At 42.9% G+C, this 21,421-nt stretch carries 22 protein-coding genes; 17 read left to right on the forward strand and 5 right to left on the reverse strand.

What is annotated here, in order from left to right; translation table 11 throughout:
- The first annotated feature begins 8 nt into the window (after nt 1-8).
- Nucleotides 9-275, forward strand: coding sequence for a hypothetical protein (locus tag HCH_RS23625; RefSeq protein WP_041598886.1), 267 nt, complete (start codon nt 9-11; stop codon nt 273-275).
- Between the two features lie 3 nt (nt 276-278).
- The gene (locus HCH_RS23630; protein WP_011399000.1) at nt 279-674 is read left to right on the forward strand and encodes a hypothetical protein; all 396 of its coding nucleotides are present in this window, start codon (nt 279-281) and stop codon (nt 672-674) included.
- 45 nt (nt 675-719) lie between these two features.
- Here HCH_RS23630 and HCH_RS35060 read toward each other — a convergent pair whose 3' ends face one another.
- Nucleotides 720-1,196 (reverse strand): cold-shock protein, encoded by a 477-nt coding sequence (locus HCH_RS35060; protein WP_011399001.1) that lies wholly within the window; start codon nt 1,194-1,196, stop codon nt 720-722.
- Nucleotides 1,197-1,597: 401 nt separating this feature from the next.
- Here HCH_RS35060 and HCH_RS23640 point away from each other — a divergent pair, with 401 nt between their 5' ends.
- From HCH_RS23640 to HCH_RS23680, 9 genes are all read left to right on the forward strand, one after another.
- Nucleotides 1,598-1,798 (forward strand): SlyX family protein, encoded by a 201-nt coding sequence (locus tag HCH_RS23640; RefSeq protein ID WP_011399002.1) that lies wholly within the window; start codon nt 1,598-1,600, stop codon nt 1,796-1,798.
- 145 nt (nt 1,799-1,943) lie between these two features.
- Entirely contained in the window at nt 1,944-3,647 is a 1,704-nt protein-coding gene (locus HCH_RS23645) for a cytidylyltransferase domain-containing protein (RefSeq protein ID WP_083769816.1), read from the forward strand.
- On the forward strand, nt 3,631-4,683 hold the full coding sequence (locus tag HCH_RS23650; RefSeq protein ID WP_011399004.1) for an N-acetylneuraminate synthase family protein: 1,053 nt from the start codon (nt 3,631-3,633) through the stop codon (nt 4,681-4,683). Before HCH_RS23645 ends, HCH_RS23650 begins: the two co-directional genes overlap by 17 nt.
- Nucleotides 4,684-4,688: 5 nt before the next feature.
- Nucleotides 4,689-5,825, forward strand: coding sequence for a polysaccharide pyruvyl transferase family protein (locus HCH_RS23655; RefSeq protein WP_041598887.1), 1,137 nt, complete (start codon nt 4,689-4,691; stop codon nt 5,823-5,825).
- A 32-nt stretch (nt 5,826-5,857) separates the two neighbouring features.
- Nucleotides 5,858-7,099 (forward strand): oligosaccharide flippase family protein, encoded by a 1,242-nt coding sequence (locus HCH_RS23660; RefSeq protein ID WP_011399007.1) that lies wholly within the window; start codon nt 5,858-5,860, stop codon nt 7,097-7,099.
- The gene (locus HCH_RS23665) at nt 7,078-8,415 is read left to right on the forward strand and encodes a hypothetical protein (protein WP_011399008.1); all 1,338 of its coding nucleotides are present in this window, start codon (nt 7,078-7,080) and stop codon (nt 8,413-8,415) included. The genes HCH_RS23660 and HCH_RS23665 overlap by 22 nt, the downstream gene beginning before the upstream one ends.
- Before the next feature lie 12 nt (nt 8,416-8,427).
- Nucleotides 8,428-9,315, forward strand: coding sequence for a glycosyltransferase family 2 protein (locus HCH_RS23670; protein ID WP_011399009.1), 888 nt, complete (start codon nt 8,428-8,430; stop codon nt 9,313-9,315).
- Nucleotides 9,293-10,252 (forward strand): glycosyltransferase family 2 protein, encoded by a 960-nt coding sequence (locus HCH_RS23675; RefSeq protein WP_011399010.1) that lies wholly within the window; start codon nt 9,293-9,295, stop codon nt 10,250-10,252. The genes HCH_RS23670 and HCH_RS23675 overlap by 23 nt, the downstream gene beginning before the upstream one ends.
- A complete protein-coding gene (locus HCH_RS23680; protein ID WP_041598889.1) occupies nt 10,245-11,447 on the forward strand; it encodes a glycosyltransferase in 1,203 nt (400 codons plus the stop codon). Before HCH_RS23675 ends, HCH_RS23680 begins: the two co-directional genes overlap by 8 nt.
- Here HCH_RS23680 and HCH_RS23685 read toward each other — a convergent pair.
- From HCH_RS23685 to HCH_RS23700, 4 genes are all read right to left on the reverse strand, one after another.
- Nucleotides 11,402-12,274, reverse strand: a complete 873-nt coding sequence (locus HCH_RS23685; RefSeq protein WP_011399012.1) for a glycosyltransferase family 2 protein — start codon at nt 12,272-12,274, stop codon at nt 11,402-11,404. The two genes, HCH_RS23680 and HCH_RS23685, sit on opposite strands and share 46 nt — an antisense overlap.
- The gene (locus HCH_RS23690; protein ID WP_041598890.1) at nt 12,271-14,148 is read right to left on the reverse strand and encodes a hypothetical protein; all 1,878 of its coding nucleotides are present in this window, start codon (nt 14,146-14,148) and stop codon (nt 12,271-12,273) included. Before HCH_RS23690 ends, HCH_RS23685 begins: the two co-directional genes overlap by 4 nt.
- 125 nt (nt 14,149-14,273) lie before the next feature.
- On the reverse strand, nt 14,274-14,720 hold the full coding sequence (locus tag HCH_RS33255) for a pilin (RefSeq protein ID WP_011399014.1): 447 nt from the start codon (nt 14,718-14,720) through the stop codon (nt 14,274-14,276).
- A 61-nt stretch (nt 14,721-14,781) separates the two neighbouring features.
- A complete protein-coding gene (locus HCH_RS23700) occupies nt 14,782-15,255 on the reverse strand; it encodes a pilin (protein WP_011399015.1) in 474 nt (157 codons plus the stop codon).
- A 316-nt stretch (nt 15,256-15,571) separates the two neighbouring features.
- Here HCH_RS23700 and pilB point away from each other — a divergent pair, with 316 nt between their 5' ends.
- The 6 genes from pilB (at nt 15,572) to HCH_RS23730 (ending at nt 21,416) form a co-directional block, all read left to right on the forward strand.
- Nucleotides 15,572-17,284 carry a type IV-A pilus assembly ATPase PilB gene (gene pilB / locus HCH_RS23705; RefSeq protein ID WP_011399016.1) on the forward strand — a complete coding sequence of 571 codons (1,713 nt, stop codon included), beginning with the start codon at nt 15,572-15,574 and terminating at the stop codon, nt 17,282-17,284.
- A gap of 3 nt (nt 17,285-17,287) precedes the next feature.
- Nucleotides 17,288-18,508: a type II secretion system F family protein gene (locus HCH_RS23710; protein WP_011399017.1), complete on the forward strand. Its 1,221-nt coding sequence runs from the start codon at nt 17,288-17,290 to the stop codon at nt 18,506-18,508.
- A 66-nt stretch (nt 18,509-18,574) separates the two neighbouring features.
- On the forward strand, nt 18,575-19,453 hold the full coding sequence (locus HCH_RS23715) for a prepilin peptidase (protein ID WP_011399018.1): 879 nt from the start codon (nt 18,575-18,577) through the stop codon (nt 19,451-19,453).
- A gap of 19 nt (nt 19,454-19,472) precedes the next feature.
- Nucleotides 19,473-20,099 (forward strand): dephospho-CoA kinase, encoded by a 627-nt coding sequence (gene coaE / locus HCH_RS23720; RefSeq protein WP_011399019.1) that lies wholly within the window; start codon nt 19,473-19,475, stop codon nt 20,097-20,099.
- On the forward strand, nt 20,089-20,325 hold the full coding sequence (gene yacG, locus HCH_RS23725) for a DNA gyrase inhibitor YacG (RefSeq protein ID WP_011399020.1): 237 nt from the start codon (nt 20,089-20,091) through the stop codon (nt 20,323-20,325). Before coaE ends, yacG begins: the two co-directional genes overlap by 11 nt.
- A gap of 50 nt (nt 20,326-20,375) precedes the next feature.
- Nucleotides 20,376-21,416, forward strand: a complete 1,041-nt coding sequence (locus HCH_RS23730; protein ID WP_011399021.1) for a hypothetical protein — start codon at nt 20,376-20,378, stop codon at nt 21,414-21,416.
- Nucleotides 21,417-21,421: the final 5 nt, after the last annotated feature.

The raw sequence follows: 21,421 nt of genomic DNA on the forward strand, positions 1-21,421 counted from the left end.
AGCGACTAATGCAGCTATTGCGAAAGCGGGATTACGATCAGGCGCGCGCATTTCAGTGTTTTCTGTGTGGAGGCGTCACGGCAATCAGCGCCATGGCGACGCTTGTGATATCCAATGCGACGCACTCCGCCACACTGGCTCAGGACCTGCTCAACCTGATCGCGCTTGCGCTCCTTATTATTGGCCTGGTAATGGCGGCGTATGGCTATATTCGCTTACTTATTATACGTTTATCCAATTTCGCCAATGACAATGGCAACCGGAAAGAGTCCTGATATATGCAAAATCCCCCCCGCTATCCCGATATCGAAATCTATATCCTGGACACCAATATTCCAGATATATGCGAATGGCTGAAAAAACACCTTACGATTGAGGGAGCCCCCCTGGTGGAGGGAAACACACACAAGATCCACACCAACTATAACGGCGCCCACATTCCTGTCATCATTGTTGAAAAAGCTTCCGGCAAACGCTTCACAAGCGTTTGGTTCGACTCATCCGCTACGCCCTGGGAAACTGACCTGGATTGCGCCCGCAGCGCGTTCTCCGCCCTCAACAAAGAGGTGCGCTGTTCTGCAAGCGGCTGGATTGAAGAAGAGGAAGAGGATGCGCCGGATCTATGGTGGAAAATCAATCAGAACGGCGAGAAACAATGTAACTGGAAAGATTAAAGGGCGGTTAAACCGCCCTTTTCAAACCAGCCGGTTAAGCGACTATCAGCGAACGGGAGAGACATCCTCCGCCTGCAGGCCTTTGTCTCCTTCCACTGTCCGGAATCTCACTTTCTGCCCTTGACGCAAAGAGCGATGCCCTCTACCACGAATGGAACGGAAGTGAACAAATATGTCATCACCGCCTTCACGAGTAATGAACCCAAACCCCTTATTTGGATTAAACCACTTAACAATACCTGACTCGCGCTCATCATTGGCGTTATCTTCCTCGTAAGACTCTTCCGAGCTTCCGGACAATATCGCCGGCAAAAAACCAGCCAGAATAAATAGCGCAGCGGTGATCAAATAAACGCCAATTCCTGCGCCAGAAGTTAAGAGACTCGTTAATCCACTGCCGTCCGCCATGAAGGAAAATGTGGGCTGCATACCGAAAAGACTCAGCGCAACGCCAAGCACGATAGGAAGAATAAGACCGGCAATCACTGCAATCATCATTTTTACTGAATTATTATCTTTCATTTATTAACTCTACAAATAATTATTTTGAAACAAAAAACACCCCAATGGCTGAGGTGACGGGACTTACGAGTGTGTTTCATATCATTCCGAATACGGCATGGATGATATCGGAAGCCCCTCCACCAAGCCTGAACATCAGAGCGCCGGTTCGGTCAGCATATAGACCCGGGCGGAAATCTTTAGAAAACCAGCTAGACTAAAAAGCGACCGACAAAATTAAAAAAGGCTTCTCCGAACGCTCTGTTCCCGATGATTTAGAATCGAAATCATCTAAGAAGTCCTTATAATAGCAAATCGAGACATATATTACGTAGTACGCGGGTACAACTTTATGACTTATGGCCTATATTTTTTGGCCGCCCGCTGCTATTTGACGTTCGACTAAGGCTAAGGGCTAACGAATGGAACAACGAGTCACCGATCTGGAAACCAAGATTGCTTTCCTGGACGACCTGATCACATCGCTCAACGACACAATCTACCAGCAAGACAGGCGGATTGAAAAACTGCAGAGCCAGCTGGACAACCTGCGTGAACAGCTTGAGAGCGTGAGAGAACTGTTGCCAGAGGATGGGGAAGAGGGGCCGCCTCCGCATTATTGAAATGTCTTTAACCAAATCTCAACTATATCTCTGCACTGACTCACTTACATACCCCATTCACATCTTGTTACTTCAGTGCATACACACCACCATTTATAATGCTAAGCAAGCTTTGTGACTTTTCTGCGAGTAAAAAGGTACGGACTTGGACATAGTAAAGCGTAATATCCCCCAAACTAAAAAGACTATTGCCGTGATTCCTGCTAGAGGGGGCTCGAAAGGCATTCCCAGAAAGAACCTTCGACCATTAGCGGGGATGCCGCTTATCTATTACGCAATTAATAGCTGTTTAAACTCCTCCCTACTTAGCTATGTTGTTGTTAGTACAGACGATGACGAAATAGCTTTACTCGCAGAAAAGTTTGGCGCCAGAGTCCATCACAGACCTACAACGCTGGGCGGAGATAAAGTCACTCTTGATCCGGTAATAATTGAAGCGGTCAATCATATTGAAAGAGAAGATAATTTACGTTTCAATCTCGTTGTAACAGTTCAGCCAACTTCTCCATTGACTCGCTCTTTAGATATTGACAAAGTTATAGAAAGATTATATGACAGTGACTATGATACAATACTTAGTGCAACAGATGATCGCCACCTTTGCTGGACGAAGGAAAACTGTGACTATGTACCTGAATACTCAGAGAGAGTAAACAGGCAACAACTCCCCCCCAGGTACAGAGAAACAGGTGCAATAATAGCATGTAGAAGAGATATAATAGAGAGCGGTACTAGAATTGGGAAAAAGGTCTCTCTTTATATAACCCCTCCGAATATCAGCTTCGACATTGATACAGTAACTGATCTATTTTTATGCGAGAGCATATTAAAAAGGAAAAAAATTACTTTTGTCGTCACTGGAAACAAAAACACCGGCACAGGACATATATACAGAAGCTTAATGCTTGCCAATGAGCTTGTGCAGCATGAAATCTCCTTTATCATCACTAATGATGACATCATTGCCAAGCGACTTATAAAGGAAAACAATTACCCTCTATACTCCGTCTCAAAAGACAGACTCACATCAGCAGTTATTGATCACAATCCAGATATAGTAATTAACGACATCCTTGATACATCTCTCGAGTATATAAAAAAGATAAAAGAAAGAAGCATTAAAGTAGTTAACTTCGAGGATTTGGGGCCAGGGTCGAAAGCTGCAAACCTCGTATTCAACGCGCTGTATCCTGCCAAGGAAAGCTCTCCAAACATATTATCCGGGCCTACTTACTTCTGCCTGAGAGATGAGTTTATTTACACGCCTCCTAGAGAAAAAACAGGGATAATAAAGTCAATATTACTAACTTTTGGAGGAGTTGATGAAAACAATATCACTCTACGGGCACTAAAAATACTTGAAGGCATCCTTTCTCTAAATTTAGGAATCCATATAACAATCATTACTGGATCAGGTTATGGACATAGTGATGAGCTTCACAGCCATCTAAAAACCAGCAAAGAATACATGAATATAAAACTGGTAAAACACACAAAAAGAATTTCTCATTACATGAACAGTTCTGACCTAGCTATCACATCTGGAGGAAGAACTGTTCTTGAACTTGCCTCTTTAAAAGTCCCTACTATTACTATCTGCCAAAATACTAGAGAAGTCAGTCACTTTTTACTTGGAAAAAATCGCGGCATAATCAACATGGGCTTAAACTCAGTAGTAACTGATGCAGAACTAGAAAACACAATCAGCGACCTGATAGCCAACTCCGATAGAGTTAAATCAATGATTCAATCATTAGAAGAGATTGATTTAACCAAAGGAAAATCCCTCGTTATTAAAAGAATACTTAATCTATTAAACAGTGAGGACAAAAATGAGCAAAGAATTTAGTATAGGCAGTTTTATCCCGACATTTCTATCCCCTTATATCATTGCTGAAATTGGTGTAAACCACGAGGGCTCTTTAGAAAAAGCCAAGAATTTAATACTGGATGCAAAAGAGGCCGGAGCCCATGCAGCAAAATTTCAGACCTATAAGGCGGAAAAGCTCTCAGCCAAACATAGCCCAGCTTATTGGGATACAAGCAAAGAGAAGACTCAGAGCCAATATAAACTTTTTCAAAAGTATGATAGCTTCGGAAAAGAAGAGTATATAGAACTTTCACTCTTCTGTAATAAAATAGGTATAGACTTTCTCTCCACTCCTTTCGACCTAGAGTCTGTAGACTTTCTATCAAGCCTGATGCCTGCTTTTAAGTTAGCTTCAGCAGACATTACAAACTTGCCGTTACTTCGTAAAATCGGAGCCTGCAGAAAACCAGTTATTGTTTCAACTGGGGCTGCATCGATACCTGAAATCGCATTTGCGGTTGAGGAACTTGAACGGTCAGGTGCAATACAAGTCGCTCTTTTACATTGTGTACTGAACTATCCAACAGCAGTAGAGCATGCACAGCTGTCTATGATTCCTTACCTTTCCAGAATATTTCAACACCACTGCATAGGATATTCAGACCATGTCACTCCCTTTAAAGGCATGCCAGCTCTTGAGGTTGCAGCCATGTCTGGTGCGTTAATTATAGAGAAACACTTTACCTATGACAAAAGCCTACCAGGCAACGACCACTACCATGCAATGGATAAAACTGACCTGAAGAACTTCGTTTCAAATCTGATCGTTTATCGCAACTTATATGGCAATGGAGTAAAAGATCTGACTCTAGAACAGTCAGCCAGAGCAAATGCTCGTAGATCTATCTATGCCTCAAGAGATATTAACGCAGGTGAAACCATTACAGAGAACGATATTATTGCAAAACGACCCGGTCTTGGTATAAGCCCCATCTTCTGGGATCAAGTTATTGGAAAAAAAATGCGGACGAGCATAAATAACGACGAACCACTTACTTGGCCTCATTTCGAATAGCGCTCATGAGTAATATAAAAAACAACTATGTCGTACTCACCGGCGACAAAAACAATTCAGGCGATTATCTGATAAAAAAGGCAGGTCTTTACCTTCTCAATAAATATAGACCAGACCGAGTCCTTACCCCCATTCCGGCATGGGAACCATTAAACAAAGAACGTTTGCGTTTAGTCAACGAGTCCTGCGCGTTAATTCTTCTGGGCGGCCCAGCCTTGCAACCTCAAATGTATCCATGCATATACCCATTAACTAGAAATCTTAATGACATAAAGGCGCCAATCATTACAATGGGAATAGGCGCCAAGCCTAAATCCACTTATCCAGAAGCGCCCCATCATTATCCCCTCACAGATCAAACTCATGAACTATTAACAAGAATTAACAGAGAAAGCTATCAAAGCAGCCTGAGAGATTATTATTCAGGACTTATCATGCAAGCTTACGGATATAATAACTTTATCACCACTGGCTGCCCTGCGTTTTACTTAAACGAAGACCAATCACAAACAGAAAATTCATCACCCAACAGCATAGTCTTTTCAGTAGGCGTCAACTTTGCGAAAGAAACAGATATGCTACACCAGACAAAAGACATCATATATCAAATGATTACAGAGCTTGATCAGCCCGTAAGAGTAGCTTTTCACCACTCTACTACCCCCAAGTTCTTAAATACGCACCGCCCTAATGTTCGTTTATACGATCAGCAACACAAACTTATAGAGTGGCTAAAAGAACATAAAATAGAGTATATAGACATATCAGGCTCAGCCGAGCAAATGCTATCACTTTATAGTAGCTGCTCACTTCATATTGGCTATAGAGTTCACGCCCATATACTCACGTCAAGCCTTGGAAAACCATCGCTGCTCTTAGCAGAAGACGGTAGAGCTATTAACATGAAAGATGTTATGGGGGGGATGATTTTAAACGCCTACGAAGAAGAAGGAAAAGGACTTATACCTAAGGTCCTCAAAGCATCAGGCCTAAGTCACCGAGCCAAACCAGAACTGTGGCGTGAGATTCAGGCTAATCTAGCATATGAGAAAAAAGCTAAAAATCAACGAACATTGCAAGTTGCCAACAACCTTCGTATGCATTTTTATTTTATGAAGAGCTTCTTAGATCAATTACCATGACTTTCTGGTCACTTAACAAGAGTAGCTCTCCTTTGCTTAGAAATACTGTCTTTTATTTAGCCGCCAATATAATTAACAAGGCGATTCCATTTCTACTAATCCCCTATTTTACCCAGCACTTAACAACTGCTCAGTATGGGGCCCTGGCTATTTTTCAAGTTTTTGTATCATTCAGTACGCCAATAGTTGGGCTTAACCTGCCCACCCATATAACACGAAACTTCTACACCTTAGATCATGAAGCACTAGCAAAGCTAATAACTTGTGTGCTAGCCCTCCTGATTACGTCAACAACGATATTCACTATCATATATTACTGTATTTCACTAACCAATTTAGCCATATGGGAGCCTATTGGCTCTAAGTGGTTAGCAGCAACACCAATTATTTGCGGATTACTAGCTATAAACCAAATTAATCTTTCAGTTTATAGAAACCAGGAAAAAGCATTAAAATATGGTCTCTCAGAAATTACCAGGACTGCCATTAATGCCAGCATATCCATAATACTTATATCAATATACTCCCAAGGATGGGAAGGAATAGCTATCGCAAACCTACTATCCACTGCCGCTCTATCCACTGTTGGAATTATTAGCCTATACAATTCAAAACTACTGCGACTTTCTTTGTCTTCGTTTCAGAAATCAAAAGTTAAAGATGCTCTTTATATTGGTGCAACATTAATACCCCACTCTATTTCAAGCTCAATTATTACGTACAGCGATCGCCTGATAATAAGCCACTATCTAGGCGAGTCCGATGTAGGCATATACTCACTAGGTTATCAAGTAGCATCCATTGCAAACATTATTATTGACTCAATAATACTAGCATGGTCACCATACTTTTATAGAAACATCGATTCCAAAAAACTATCAATCACGAAATACATTTACGCTTTGAGCATCATTTTTCTAGCAGTATCACTATTCACATATATATCAGGAACATTCTTTATACACAACTTCATTAATAACAACTACATAGACGCTAACACTGTACTACTTCCTATTTCACTCTCCTTTTTTTCATATGGTCTTTATAAGTTACTATTCCCCTTCTTAGTACACAAAGGAAAAACGGCTACTTTGTCACTCATCTCCGCTTCATCCGGCGCCATAAACATCATATTAAATGTAATCTTAATCCCTAAAATTGGAACTTTAGGAGCTGCTTATTCCACACTCATTTCATATATAGTCGTCACTGCAATGTTATTCATTTTTGTCAACAAATCCGTACCTATGCCATGGACACTAAAAAGAAAATAAACTCCGTTGAGTCTCTTTGCCAAGCCATATGGAGTGCAGAAAAAAAGCTTCAATTAATTGACCTCAATACAGAAGATGTCTATTACTGGGCCGCAGCAAGAATGAAGATATACTATTCATTATGCCAACGGTTTGACATACTCGAAGACCCCAGCACTCGCCTGAAAGAAGAGTCAGCGAGAGATCGACTGTGGTCTCTTTTAAAATACATCTTTGAAACACTAAGGAACACCAGAGTATCAATAGCTAGATCCGATATCTGTATATTTGAGCATCCGCGACACAAAGATATCAACGGTCAAAAAGTAGATATTTATACATATTATCTATCTACAGAACAACTAAAAAGAAGAAGCGCCACACTACTGAGCACTTCTTATAACAATAAGTTTGAAAAAGAACACGATGAAAGGCGACTGTATGTAGACTGGGTGTACCTGATTTCAGGACTAGCCTCTAAGCTTCCTGCCATATTACTGTCAAAACGGAGGTCTCTCAATACAATTAAAAGAACAGCAAAATCACTCCAAGAGCAATTTCAGATCAACCACAACTTCAGAGAGATTTTAATATCAAGCTTTATAAAGTTTAAAGTAGAGCGTTTTCTATTCTCGCTTATATTAAGAAGAGTGTCTCCAAAAAAACTCTATCTTGTAGTTGCTTATGACTATGCACCTCTTATTTCTGCAGCCAAATCTTTAAACATAGACTCAGTAGAGCTTCAGCACGGCACTATAAGCGAGTATCACTTAGGTTACAGCTACCCTAAGTCTACTGGAGCTCCGCCCTACTACCCAAATGAAATATACACATGGAATAAATTCTGGAAGAATAGAATAGAATACCCTATAGAAAAATGTAAAGTAAAACCCTATGGATTTCCATATTTCGATAGGATCAAACAAAAATACAGCCCCTTGGAGAAGACTGCCGGGAAAGTAACAGTTTTATCACAAGGCGCCCTGACTAGCTCTATAGCAAAATGTATTTTATACAACATAGACCTCCTTAAAAGTTATCAGCTACACTACAAGCTGCATCCATCAGAGTATAATAGATGGAAATATCAACCAGAACTTCTAAAGCTATACAATAATCATGGAGTGGTATTTCACACCGACTGTGACTTATACGAACTATTGGCCACTTCAGAGTATCATATAGGAGTCTTTTCAACGGCAATTTTCGAAGGAATAGACTTAGGCTCAAAGCCTGTTATTATAGACCTTCCTGGCTGCGAGTATATGAGGCAGCTACTTTCGACAGGTAGAGCAATCACACTAGATAGCTTCCTAGACTCAAAGAACTTAGACTAACATCCGCTTCATATGCCACCAAAAGTTTGTATCGTCATTACAACAAAAAATAGACTAGAGCTTTTAAAGAGAGCCCTAAGATCGGCTATAAATCAAACCTATCCATCGATAGAAGTCATTATAGTGGATGACGGCTCTAGCGACGAAACTCCTTACTACCTTAAACAACTTGAGAGAGAAGGAAAGCTAGTTGCAGTAATAAACCAGAAATCTCTTGGCGCCTGCAAATCAAGGAACCATGCAACTAAAATTTCAAATGCAAAATTAATTACTTATCTTGACGACGATGACTTCTTCACCGCAGATAGAATTGAGAAACTAGTGACTGCGTATAATGAGACTTACAGTTTCGTATGTGATAGCCACGGAATTTACTCTAAGGGAAAAATAAGAATCTACTCGTCACCTTCTAAACTAATAACTCTTCAAGATATAAAAATACAAAACTATTCCGGCATACAAGTTTTTACTGAAAGAGAAAAAATCATAAAGATAGGCGGCTTTGATGAATCTCTAGATGCCTGGCAGGATTATGACTTAAAGTTGCGCTTAATAGAGACTTTTGGGCCAGGCTTTAGACTGGAAGGTTGCTCTTATATTGTTGATCAGGAGAGCGAACTCACACGAATATCTACATCAAGCAAAGCTTATCAAGGCTATTTGCAGTTCATGAAGAAGCATCATAACTCTCTTTCGTATTACGAAGCAAACTGCCAATCAATAAACGATTTATATAACAGAAAAGTAAAAATTGGTATTATTAAAGTAATACAGCACACTAAATCCATTAGCAACTTAAAAAGACTGGCAAGCCTATATTTACTCTCCCGTTTTCCTAACTTCTACAACAAGACAGTAAGCTTATTAGTAAAAGTCCATGAACGCCAGTATAAACATTGATATAGTAATACCCGTATTCAACGGTGAAGCCCATATTTTAGAATGCCTAAAATCAATAGATAGCCAGAAGCTTTATCAGACATATAAGATCAACATTATTGCTGTAGATGATAGCTCTACAGATAAATCTTATGAATACCTTAAATCACATACAGGAAACACTCGCCTTAAAATTATACAGCATTCAGAGAATAAAGGTCGAAGCTCAACCATTAATACAGGTGTGAAAGCAGGAAGCGCGCCATTCATAATCATACTGGACTGTGACTGTCAATGGCAAACACCCCACGCCCTGCATGACTTAATTAATCCGCTGCTTCAATATGGGAAAATTGCTTGCTTCGGCCTTACCACATCGTCTTACCATGACTCTGGCTTCTGGGCAAGGTACTTGAAAGATGTATGCCATGAAAGGAAATCAGGTAAAATAAGAAACCAGACCACAGCCAATTTCTCCATAACAAGGACGGCCTTAGTAAAAATTGGATACTTCTCTAATCATTACCATTCATATGGTTTTGAAGATAGAGATCTAATTTCCAGGCTGGTAAGCGAGTATGGCGACCAAAATATGATAGTGGCTTCAGACTGCATCGCAACACACACAACTAACGGCTTAACCGTGAAGAGCATGGGCGAAAAATTTTACGCCGCGGGGAAAGAGTCAAGTGTAATTTTTTTTAAGCAACACCCTGAAGCCTATAGAGAGGCCGTTTACGCCAAATTTGACGCGGAATTTATATCCAACGTCTCTCGATCACTACTGAAACTAACTATCCCCTTATCCTCCGCTTTTATATTTTTCTTAGATTTTACAATTTCAAACTCACTACTCCCATACTTAATAACAAAGTATTTAGTCAAGTCAGCCTTGGCAATTAGTTACTTCAAGGGAACATTAGATAGAAAATCGAATATATTCAAAGAACATGATTAAAATTTTAGTACTTACTTCGACATTCCCAAGATTCGAGCATGACTCAGTACCGCGATTTATCCTCGACCTTACTAAGGAACTAGAAAATAACGCAATTCATTCAACTGTATTAGCACCACATCATATGGGAGCCAGATTGGAAGAATATATGAATGGGGTAGAAGTAGTCCGCTATAGGTATGCCCCACAAAAGCTGGAAAGACTAGCTTATGGAGCAGGTATTTTACCTAATATTAAGGCAAATCCACTACTTTCATTTTTAATCCCTTTATTCGTACTAGCTCAAATATTCAGCATTATTAAGCTAGCTCACACTAAAAAATTCAGCATCATTCATGCGCATTGGTTAATCCCCCAGGGAGTTAGTTTATGGGCTTGTTCTTGGGCGTTACCTAAGAAGACAAAGCTCATTTTGACAATCCACGGTACCGACCAAATAGTTAGTAGCTCCCACTTTTTATCCAGCTTCAAAAGAGTAATTCTGCGCAAGTTTGACATAATTACAACTGTGAGCACTCCGATAACAAAAGAAATTCAGCAGTTATTAAATCGAGCTGAAAAGAATAACGTAATAACAGCCCCGATGGGGATAGATGATTTCTTTCTACACTCTCCTCCCAATAAACAAAGCCCTGTAACTTCCATTATATGTGTAGGTAGACTGGTAGAAGAAAAAAACCCATTGCTTGTACTTAAAGCTTTTTCACTAATAGCAGAGAAGGACAAGGTTCGACTTCACTTCGCAGGATTAGGACCAGAGATGGAAAAGTTGATAAGTGAAATAGAAAGATTAAAGCTAACTAATTACGTTACCATGCACGGCCACCTCAGCCACTCGGAACTCTGCAGTCTCCTTCAAAGTACCCATATTATTGTCCAAGCATCTGATCATGAGGGGTTAGGGCTGGCAGTCTTGGAAGGTATGGCTTGCGGTAATGTCCCCATCCTCGCCGACTATCCGGCAGCAACAGACTTGGTTGAGAGTGGCGAAAATGGATTTATATTTTCAAGGGGCTCGGAGTCTGAGCTAAGAAAACATATAGAGGTCCTGCTACAAACTCCTTCGCTAAGATCAGATATGGCCAATCGCGCAAGAGAAAAAGCTGCATCCTTCTCTTGGAAAAATACAGCAATGCTATACAAAAAAATTTACTCAGAGTTATTACTTTTTTCAGACTCGCCTACTGAATATTGAAGCCCCGATATCTGTTCAGAAACCAACCCTATCAGGAACACAATGACACTGGTTACTAAAAGCAAAGCACTCATATTAGTAAATTGATGGAAGTTATAATATGTATAGCTGTAATAACCAAGTCCTGTAAATAAGAAAAAAAGACTAATAGGGACAAAAAACTTTAATGGCGAATACAGCGTCCCAATCTTAAAAATAATTAAAAGAAAGCGAAACCCGTCGTGAAGAGGTCTTATATGGCTTTTCCCTTCCCTCTGTCCAACATTTACTTTCTGGTATCCTACTGAGTACCCCATTCGAAAGAATGCCATAGTTATTGTTGATGGATAAGAAAAGCCATTAGGCAGCAAATGAAGGAACTGCTTAAATTTGCCGGCCCGAACAACTCGGAACCCCGAAGTTAAGTCTTCAACTCTCTGATCAACCATAAGAGAGGCCAACTTGTTATAGAGAGAGTTAGCAAGATAACGACCTAAGCTTGCTTGAGAAGCGCGAGATCTTGCCGCAACCACCATATCATAGCCCTCATCAAGCTTATTCAGAAGTATTTGAATATCAGCTGGAGAGTGTTGTCCATCTGCATCCATAAATACAAGTGTATCGCCTGCAGCCGCCCTTGCTCCCGCCTTGATAGCCGCACCGTTGCCTTTGCTGTACTTATGGGCGATCACTTTTATCCCGAGCCCAATACAATAACTTCCTGTTCCATCTGATGAGCCATCATCTACAACAATAATTTCAGCATCAGGATGAGAGGCCAATAGTTTAGGGAGCAGCACTTTTAGATTAACCAGCTCATTCTTAGCAGGTATTACTACACTTATCATAATAAAGCCTTATCTTTTTCTCTCATTTTTTTCAATAGCTGGTGCAAATAAGCAATATCTTTAGAGTTACTATTGCAGCTCAACACCAAGCCGGAGCAGTGCCTCTCAATATCCTCAATTAGTTTTCCAGCGCTATCCACTTTCCCTAGAAAAAGATACTTCTCCGCCAAGCTTAGTGCAATATCCAACCTCCAATGGATAGAAATTGCTTTCTCTAAGCTCTTTGTCGCCTCCGGCATATCATTTATATATTGACTCAATCGAGACTTATAAACATAAATGGATCTATATCTACGCTTATAGCTAGGATTAATCAAAAAGGCATCTGCAATTAAATCAAGATCATCTACAGTAACATTATTACAATGACCTTGCTCCTTTAGATCTAACAAGGCATTCAGTAGCACAATAGTTTGATTATAGAATTTAGCTTTACGAGCCTTATTCAAAAACTCTTCCATATCTGGCACAGGCAAACTGCTATCAACACAAACTAGCTCATACCATAGCAATTCTTTTGTCGGGTCATCGGGAAAGTCTTGGTGGGTTTCCTTATAAAAGTTAGCCCCTTCTTTGTAAAGCCCAAACCGAAAAAGCGTTGACCCGAGGTGAGAATAGGCTCTCTGGGACAACGGCGCTTGTTGGTACCACCTCAGAGCTTGTTGCACAGGCTTGGACCACAGCGAAACTTCGCTTTTTGCAATTAGAACTATTAAGACAAAATAAGCAATCGAAGACGCGGCAGCAATAGCTTTTACTTTACCATTAACAGCCTTATTTTTGATGAAACATACAATCGCATATGAAATAAGAAGCGATAAGCTAAATGTGGGAACATAATTTCTATGCTCAAAATACAGTTCTAGCGAAAGGACTGTTGACTCCATAGAGTGAGCGCCAAGAAAAAATAAAACTGCAAACGACAAGTAAGGAAATTTACGCCTAGCAAACCAGGCGCCAGCAATTGCCCCCGTCCACACTATACAGCAGAAAAGTGTACTAATTGGGCTCAATAGTCCTCTAGAAATCACTACCTCTTCATTAATAACACCAAACTGAAAAGAGCTTGGAAAAATAAACTTCAGCACATACTCTACAAGAATACGACTTTCTGTCAGCACACGTTCATATACGTTGAAGTCACGCCCAGAGAAGCCTCTTACAAAATATTTATCTGTATTAAGCAAAATATGCAGTGTAAAGATAGCAAGGCCAGCATAAACAACGAGAAATGCCCATGTCTGATAAACTCTACTTTTGGGCGCCTTATGATAAATAGTCAGATCTAGCACTAGGACCAAAAGAATTGTCAAGAAACCATTCTCTTTGCTCAATGTCGCCAAAGCAGTAAGCCCTCCGACACCAAGAAACAGAGCCCCTGCTTGCTTAACATCTCCTTGGGCCTCTCTGAAATATGTCCAAAGGATTAGAGCCGAAAATGTGAAGAACGCCGATAGCTCGGCCATTCTTTGAGTAACGTAAAGCACCGTTGACACTTGAATAGGGGCAAATGACCAGAGAATATAGCACCCAATAGCAACTACATTGGCAGTATTAGGCAGAAGCTTTATCAGCATCAACCTTCGTGCAAGCCAAAATACCAACAGCCCATTAAGCGCATGAAGTACAATGTTGAACAGCTTAAAAGGGAGCAATCCCTGTTCTAGCGAGCCACGCTGAAGATAGATAGACAAGTAGGAAACAGGGCGTTTTAAGTCTCCAACATCTCCAGAGATATAGCGAAGAAAGCCATCAAGCCATGACATTCCTTCTGAGCCAGCCAGTCTCTGCAGCACATGCTGGTCGTCTAATATAGGAATGCCGCCTTTCGCCCCTATATAAAACAAAAGGAGCAGCCCGACACTCAGAGCCATGAGAATAACGAAACACAGCCTATTATTTATCATTCAGTATCAACTATTCACAATCAGGGAGGAGGATAAAGCCAATGTAAAAGTAGAAAGTTTACGGGCCAAAAGCAGGATAGCAGTTAATACCGCTATTTACAGGATGCTGGTAAGTAGTGCTCGCTTACAGACGTATGAGCGCTAGACACAGGCGACAATACGCCACAGTTCCAACTATGCCCATTATCCTCAGTCACTATAGCGAACGTCTTTCCGCTGACATTCGGACTTACGCCTGAGGTTTGCATAGTGGCCATTATTACAATTCGATCAATGGCAGGGCTGAAGACCGTAACAGTGGACACATATTTTCCACCTGAGCTACCCACCACCTCAGACGTCGAAGGTGGGCGACCATTATTCTGGACAAACTCTACAACTTTAACTTTTAGCCCCTCAGTCAAAGTAATTGCTTCAGATACTTGCCCTTTAGCCACGTAATCGGTATAGCCCGGAATAGCAACGGCAGCAATGACTCCAATAATAGCCACAACAACAATAAGCTCAACCAGGGTAAACCCTTTTTCACGATTAGCCAATGCAGTCCCTCCAACTAAAAAGCCTCCCGGAGGGAGGCTTAAAGTAAAAGCTACTTACAGCTTACTTACAAGAACTCGGCAGATACTGATTGTTAACAGTCGTATTATCTGATGCGCCAGTGAAAGCTGTAGCGCCATCGTTTTCAACCGCTACAGAACCGCAAGTCCAGTGCTGACCACCGTCATAGGTAGCTGTTGCAAAGGTGGCGCCTGCAATATTTGCATTAACACCAGCAGTTTTCATCGTCGCCACAACCGCCCAACGGTTAGTTGTGATTTCCACTACAGTCATGCCTGCGACGTACTTACCTGAAGTAACTGCGCCAACTTCACCCAGTCCTGGTCTTACAGCGGTATTTTGAAACGCTTCAGCCATTGACCCTTTTACCGCAGAGGTGAGGCTAACAGCTTCACTAACCTGGGAGCGAGCAATGTAATCCTGGTAGGCGGGAATAGCTACTGCAGCCAAAATACCAATGATCGCAACAACGATCATCAACTCAATCAGGGTAAAACCTTTTTGTATGCTTTTCATCAACTCTTCTCCTCAATCGTCTTTCGACTATTTAAACGTTTGGGGGGCCACTGCCGACACCTTGCACAAAGTGAACGCAGACAGCGTGCCAACTCCCTCCATTTCACACACTTTCTTTTATTTCAAGCAGATAGCAGAATGCCACTGTGCACCCAAAACTCTTTTTCAGTCTAGACAAAAAGTAAGTGCTGACCATTATCGCCAGTTGCTGACAATTTTTGTCACTCTGCACAAAACCTATAATGCAACTTTCCAACTCACCCAATTAAATCTAAACTTTTGAAAGGATGTTTATTTTTTTAGTCGATCCCTTAGTATGAATACTCAAATGACCACTCCCCTTACAGGATTAGCGCGCCGCTTTGTCCAAGACGGAATTATCGAGGAAAATACTGCGCGCGAAGCGCAGAATAATGCAGGCAAAGCAAAACTCCCTTTTGTGAGCTATCTAGTGCAACAGGGACTGGCCAAAGCCACCCAGTTAGCTTACGCCGCCTCAGCAGAATTTGGTGTGCCTTTAGTTGACCTGAACTCTGTTGCTTTAGACCAAATACCCGAGAAAATTGTAGATGAAAAGCTGATTAGAAAGCATCACGCCTTGCCTCTGTTTAAAAGAGGTAACCGGTTGTTCCTGGCCCTAGCTGACCCAACAAACCTTCAGGCGCTTGACGAAATAAAGTTCCATACAGGGCTTAGCACGGATGCAGTTCTCGTTGAGGACGATAAGCTTTCTACCGCTATCGATAGATATCTCGAAGCCCAAGAGCAGCCTCTGGGCGATATAGATGGCGGGGATTTAGATGATATCGATATAGAGACCGGCGACGATAGCGACAAGGACGACGATTCAGGAGCCGAACAAGATGACGCCCCTATCGTCAAATACATCAACAAGATGCTACTTGACGCAATCAAAGGGGGGGCTTCAGACATACACTTTGAGCCTTACGAAAAAACCTATCGCGTCAGATTTAGGACAGATGGCATATTGCATGAGGTATCAAAGCCATCTATAAAACTCGCAGCCAAGCTGTCGGCGCGTTTGAAAGTAATGTCACAGCTGGACATTTCCGAGAGACGGGTCCCTCAGGATGGCCGTATCAAGATGAAGCTATCCAAAACCAAAGCCATAGATTTTCGAGTGAACACTCTCCCCACGCTCTGGGGAGAAAAAATCGTTTTACGGATATTAGACCCAAGTAGCGCGAAACTCGGTATAGACGCCCTTGGGTACGAAGAAGATCAGAAGAAAATGTATCTGGACGCTCTTGCGCAACCACAAGGCATGATACTGGTTACCGGGCCTACCGGAAGCGGTAAAACCGTCTCGCTTTATACAGGCCTTAATATTCTGAACACTACAGAAAGAAACATATCTACTGCAGAAGACCCGGTGGAAATCAACTTGGAAGGCATTAACCAAGTTAACGTAAACACCAAAGTCGGTTTAGACTTTTCTTCGGCTTTGCGAGCATTTCTTCGCCAAGACCCAGACGTTGTTATGGTGGGAGAGATACGGGATTTGGATACTGCGTCTATCGCGATTAAAGCGGCTCAAACAGGGCACTTAGTGTTATCAACGCTTCATACGAATAGCGCCGCAGAAACCTTGACGCGCCTACGTAATATGGGAGTGCCTGCCTTCAATATTGCAACCTCGGTCAGCCTAATCATTGCACAGCGTCTTGCGAGAAGGCTCTGCGCGGAGTGTAAAGAGGTGATTACCGTCCCCAAAGAAGTTTTAAAGGAGGAAGGATTCACAGATGCACAAATTGAAACGGGCTTTAAATTGTACAGCCCTAAAGGTTGTGATAAATGCAAAGGCGGGTATAAAGGCCGAGTAGGCATATACGAAGTAGTGAGAGTCACGCCCCCTATGCAAGAACTCATTATGAATGAAGCAAGTTCGTTGGAACTTGCCAAGCAAGCTCAGAAAGAACGGTTTCGCAATCTCAGACAGTCGGCGCTGAGGAAAGTTATTGAGGGCGTAACCAGCCTAGAAGACGCAAATCGGGTAACGAAGGATTAAAATATGGCCCAAGCAGCACAAAAACATTCAACCTTTGTCTGGGAAGGCACTGACCGAAAGGGGAACAAGACCAAGGGAGAAACGAGCGGGTCAAATGTCGCCCTTGTGAAAGCACAGCTGAGAAAGCAAGGAATCAATCCCACCAGAGTCAAAAAGAAAGCAGAAAGTATTTTAGGAAAAAGAACCAAGAAGATAACCCCGTTTGACATTGCAGTATTTACTCGTCAAATGGCGACGATGATGAAAGCCGGAGTTCCTTTGGTACAATCGTTCGATATCGTCGCAGATGGGCTGGAGCACCCCTCTCTAAAAGAGCTGGTTTTAGATATTAAAAACGAGGTTGCAGCAGGGAATAGCTTTGCTGGAGCCCTGAAAAAGCATCCCAAGTATTTTGATGACCTGTTTTGTAACCTAATCGATTCCGGCGAGAAATCGGGGGCTCTCGAAACAATGCTGGCTCGAGTCGCAACGTATCTCGAAAAAACAGAGATTCTGAAGAAAAAAGTCAAAAAAGCAATGACATATCCTATTGCAGTACTTGTTGTCGCAGTAATTGTAACAGGTATATTGCTGGTTAAAGTCGTGCCTCAGTTTCAAGACCTGTTTCAAGGTTTCGGCGCGGACTTACCCGCATTCACCCAAATGATTATTAATATTTCAGAATACCTACAGGCATCTTGGTACATTATTCTCGGCGTTATTATTGCCGCGATATTCAGCTTCAGTGAAGCTAGACGAAGATCACCAGCATTTTCCGATGCAGTCGACAAATATATATTAAAGTTTCCCATCATGGGCGACATCTTGCATAAGTCAGCGGTCGCTCGCTTCGCCAGAGTTCTATCAACAACTTTTGCCGCTGGCGTGCCGCTTGTTGACGCATTGGAATCAGTAGCCGGCGCCACTGGAAACGCGGTGTTCAGAAAAGCTGTAATTAAGATACGCGACGACGTATCCTCGGGAACACAATTGCAATACAGCATGAAAACTACAGGCGTATTTCCTGTTATGGCAATACAGCTAACTTCAATCGGCGAAGAGTCAGGCGCTCTTGATGACATGTTGGAGAAAGTCGCCGATCACTATGAGGCTGAAGTAGACGATGCTGTAGACAACCTTACTGCTCTTATGGAGCCAATGATTATGGCTGTTTTAGGTGTTTTAGTTGGCGGTCTAATTATAGGTATGTACCTCCCCATTTTCCAATTGGGCTCCGTGGTCTAATCAAACACATATCCCTTAAAGACCTCGCTCCTGCGAGGTCTTTTTTTAACTGTACTCATATAACCGATGTTAGATATCTTTAATCAGTTCAATCACAATCCTGCGCTGCTTTATATAACGGTCGTTGTTTTCGGCTTGATTGTCGGCAGTTTTTTGAATGTCGTTATTCTGCGGAAGCCAAAAATGCTGGAGCAGGAGTGGCGCGCTCAATGCGCCGAAATTCCAGGCTGCGACTGCCCCAAAACAGACGAGCCCCTGATAACGCTTTCTAAACCCGATTCAACCTGCCCAAAGTGCGGACATAAAATCAGGGCTTGGGAAAATATTCCGGTAATCAGTTATTTGTTTCTTGGCGGCAAGTGCTCCTCGTGCAAAACAGGCATTTCCATACGCTATCCTCTAGTGGAAATCGCCACCGCTTTATTAGCGGTCATTGTCGTCTGCTATTTCAAGATGAGTTGGGCGGGACTGGCGGCCATTGGCTTAAGCTGGACATTGCTTACTTTGTCATTAATAGACTTCGACACTCAGTTACTGCCTGATGACCTGACGTTACCTTTACTTTGGGCGGGATTACTAATCAATATCCAGGGTATTTTCGCCCCCCTATCAGAAGCTGTGATTGGCGCAGTAGTCGGCTACTTGGCTTTGTGGTCGGTCTACCACTTATTCCGCCTTTTGACTGGCAAGGAAGGCATGGGCTTTGGCGATTTCAAGCTGCTCGCCGCTCTGGGCGCCTGGTTGGGGTGGAAAATGCTGCCCCTTATTATTCTGCTTTCCTCACTGGTTGGAGCCGTTATTGGGATAGCAATGATCATTATCCTGGGTAGAGATAAGAATATCCCTATCCCCTTTGGTCCTTATCTGGCCATCGCAGGCTGGATAGCTATGATCTGGGGAAATGATATCGTATCCGCCTATTTGGGAATGTACCCTGCGCCTTAGGCGCAGTATCTTTCCTTGTATGAATCAAATCCCCCAACATAAGTCATTAGTCATCGGACTTACCGGCGGCATCGCCAGCGGTAAGTCCGCCGCGGCGGCCAAGTTTGTTGAATTGGACATTCCCTGCATCGACGCCGATCAAGTAGCACGTGACGTTGTCGAGCCCGGCGAGCCTGCTCTGCAGCATATTGCGGAGCATTTCGGTTCCGCCCTGATCACGCCGAACGGAGTTCTGGATCGCGCAGCGCTTCGCAAGCTGGTGTTCAATGATCCTGAGCAGAAGAAATGGCTTGAGAGTCTGCTACATCCACTGATCAACCAGCGCATCCGCGATTGGCTGGGCGCATGCAAGACGCCTTACTGTATTCTCGCCTCTCCCTTACTACTGGAAACTCGGCAACGCGAACTGGTAGACCGCATACTGGTTATAGACGTTCCTGAGTCAGTGCAAATCGCCAGAGCGATGGCGAGAGATCAAAATAGCGAGGATTTAGTCCGCCGGATTATTGCCACTCAAAGCGGCAGAGAGTATAAACGCCAACATGCGGATGATATCATCCTCAACGATAAGGACTTGGCCCACCTGTACCACGAGGTCGCCAAGTTGCATGAATACTATTTAGAACTGGCGCAGCATGATCGATAAATCTTCTACCTCTTCAGCCACTCGCACCGCCCTGGAAGTGGACTGCCCGACCTGTGGGAAGAAAGTCCCATGGACCCAGGAAAATGAGTTTCGGCCTTTCTGCAGCAAGCGCTGTCAAATGATCGACCTGGGCGCCTGGGCGTCCGAAGAGTATCGAATTGCAGAGGCCGAAGAGAAAGACAAATGGTCTGAAACCGAGGACGAGCGACCAAAGGATTCCCATTGATTCCCTATCGCCGCAGCCTTTCCCTTCCACTTACCAGGATGCATTAGCCGGTGTCGTTCGCGTACAGATATCTTTGTGCGGCCCTTGCCGTCGTCTCATTTCAGTTCATATCTCCTTCCCTTTCTCACGGAAAAGAAACAGAAGAAGCAATTGAAACTAAGGCCGCAGTTCCTGCCGAGGAGAACGGCCCTACGACGGAGGAAGATGCAGAACAAGAGACCATGACTGAGCGCTCCTTCAGCTGGATCGTAGACCAACGCAATGCCTGGTCAAATAGACTCGGCTCTCTGGGACGCAATATAGACGGTTTTTTTGGGGGCAAAGAAGCTGAGTTGAGCGCCAACGGCAGCTTCTTAAAAGTAGGTTTATTTGGCGTTTGGCGAAAAGAAGAAGGGATTGACCCGGAGCCGCGCTTCAAGTTCCGCTTGGACCTTCCTTATACCCAAGACCGATTCAAATTAGTGATCGAAAACGACCCGGATGAAACCAAGACATTGGCGGAAAAGAACCGGAATCGGGTATTAAAGGAAGATGAAACCACCAACACTACCAGTACAGGCTTCTTCCGCTTAATTGCCGCGCTAAAAGATTGGAAACTCAAAGGCGATCTGGGTGTGAAACTGGAAATTCCTTTAGACCCATTCGCCAGAGCCAAAGCGGAAAAGGAGTGGGAGCTCACCGATACTTGGGCCTTCCGTGTTGATGAGTCTATTTATTATTACCATTCAGAAAGCTGGGGCCACACAAGCGCCTTTTACTTTGAAAACGCCATATCAGACCACTGGTTCTTCCGCTCAAAATCAGAAGCGCAGTGGGTAGATAGCCGGGATGGCTGGGAATTTGCCGAAGTTCTTTCTCTTTCTCAGAAAATTGATGAAAAGCGGGCAATGAACCATCAGTTGGGATGGTTAGGAGAAAGCCGCCCCAACCCACGCACCAGCGCCTATTTTATTAACACCACTTACCGCCAACGGCTTTATAGTGACTGGCTTTTCCTTGAAAGTACGCCGGAGCTGCTGTTTCCCAGAGACGATAATTTCAAGCCCAACCCGTCGTTGACATTGGGAATTGAGATGATCTTTTCCGAGTAAATCAT

It is taken from the genome of Hahella chejuensis KCTC 2396, from assembly GCF_000012985.1.
Lineage (GTDB): Bacteria > Pseudomonadota > Gammaproteobacteria > Pseudomonadales > Oleiphilaceae > Hahella > Hahella chejuensis.

Excerpts from the sequence above, each read along its gene's own strand:
- HCH_RS23675 (WP_011399010.1), top strand. The coding sequence starts at position 9,293 with ATGAACGCCAGTATAAACATTGATATAGTAATACCCGTATTCAACGGT.
- HCH_RS23715 (WP_011399018.1), top strand. The coding sequence starts at position 18,575 with ATGTTAGATATCTTTAATCAGTTCAATCACAATCCTGCGCTGCTTTAT.
- HCH_RS23680 (WP_041598889.1), top strand. The coding sequence starts at position 10,245 with ATGATTAAAATTTTAGTACTTACTTCGACATTCCCAAGATTCGAGCAT.
- HCH_RS23640 (WP_011399002.1), top strand. The coding sequence starts at position 1,598 with ATGGAACAACGAGTCACCGATCTGGAAACCAAGATTGCTTTCCTGGAC.
- HCH_RS23650 (WP_011399004.1), top strand. The coding sequence starts at position 3,631 with ATGAGCAAAGAATTTAGTATAGGCAGTTTTATCCCGACATTTCTATCC.
- yacG (WP_011399020.1), top strand. The coding sequence starts at position 20,089 with ATGATCGATAAATCTTCTACCTCTTCAGCCACTCGCACCGCCCTGGAA.
- coaE (WP_011399019.1), top strand. The coding sequence starts at position 19,473 with ATGAATCAAATCCCCCAACATAAGTCATTAGTCATCGGACTTACCGGC.
- HCH_RS23690 (WP_041598890.1), bottom strand. The coding sequence starts at position 14,148 with ATGGCTCTGAGTGTCGGGCTGCTCCTTTTGTTTTATATAGGGGCGAAA.
- HCH_RS23685 (WP_011399012.1), bottom strand. The coding sequence starts at position 12,274 with ATGATAAGTGTAGTAATACCTGCTAAGAATGAGCTGGTTAATCTAAAA.
- HCH_RS23655 (WP_041598887.1), top strand. The coding sequence starts at position 4,689 with ATGAGTAATATAAAAAACAACTATGTCGTACTCACCGGCGACAAAAAC.
- HCH_RS23670 (WP_011399009.1), top strand. The coding sequence starts at position 8,428 with ATGCCACCAAAAGTTTGTATCGTCATTACAACAAAAAATAGACTAGAG.
- pilB (WP_011399016.1), top strand. The coding sequence starts at position 15,572 with ATGAATACTCAAATGACCACTCCCCTTACAGGATTAGCGCGCCGCTTT.
- HCH_RS23630 (WP_011399000.1), top strand. The coding sequence starts at position 279 with ATGCAAAATCCCCCCCGCTATCCCGATATCGAAATCTATATCCTGGAC.
- HCH_RS35060 (WP_011399001.1), bottom strand. The coding sequence starts at position 1,196 with ATGAAAGATAATAATTCAGTAAAAATGATGATTGCAGTGATTGCCGGT.
- HCH_RS23710 (WP_011399017.1), top strand. The coding sequence starts at position 17,288 with ATGGCCCAAGCAGCACAAAAACATTCAACCTTTGTCTGGGAAGGCACT.
- HCH_RS23700 (WP_011399015.1), bottom strand. The coding sequence starts at position 15,255 with ATGAAAAGCATACAAAAAGGTTTTACCCTGATTGAGTTGATGATCGTT.
- HCH_RS23665 (WP_011399008.1), top strand. The coding sequence starts at position 7,078 with ATGGACACTAAAAAGAAAATAAACTCCGTTGAGTCTCTTTGCCAAGCC.
- HCH_RS23625 (WP_041598886.1), top strand. The coding sequence starts at position 9 with ATGCAGCTATTGCGAAAGCGGGATTACGATCAGGCGCGCGCATTTCAG.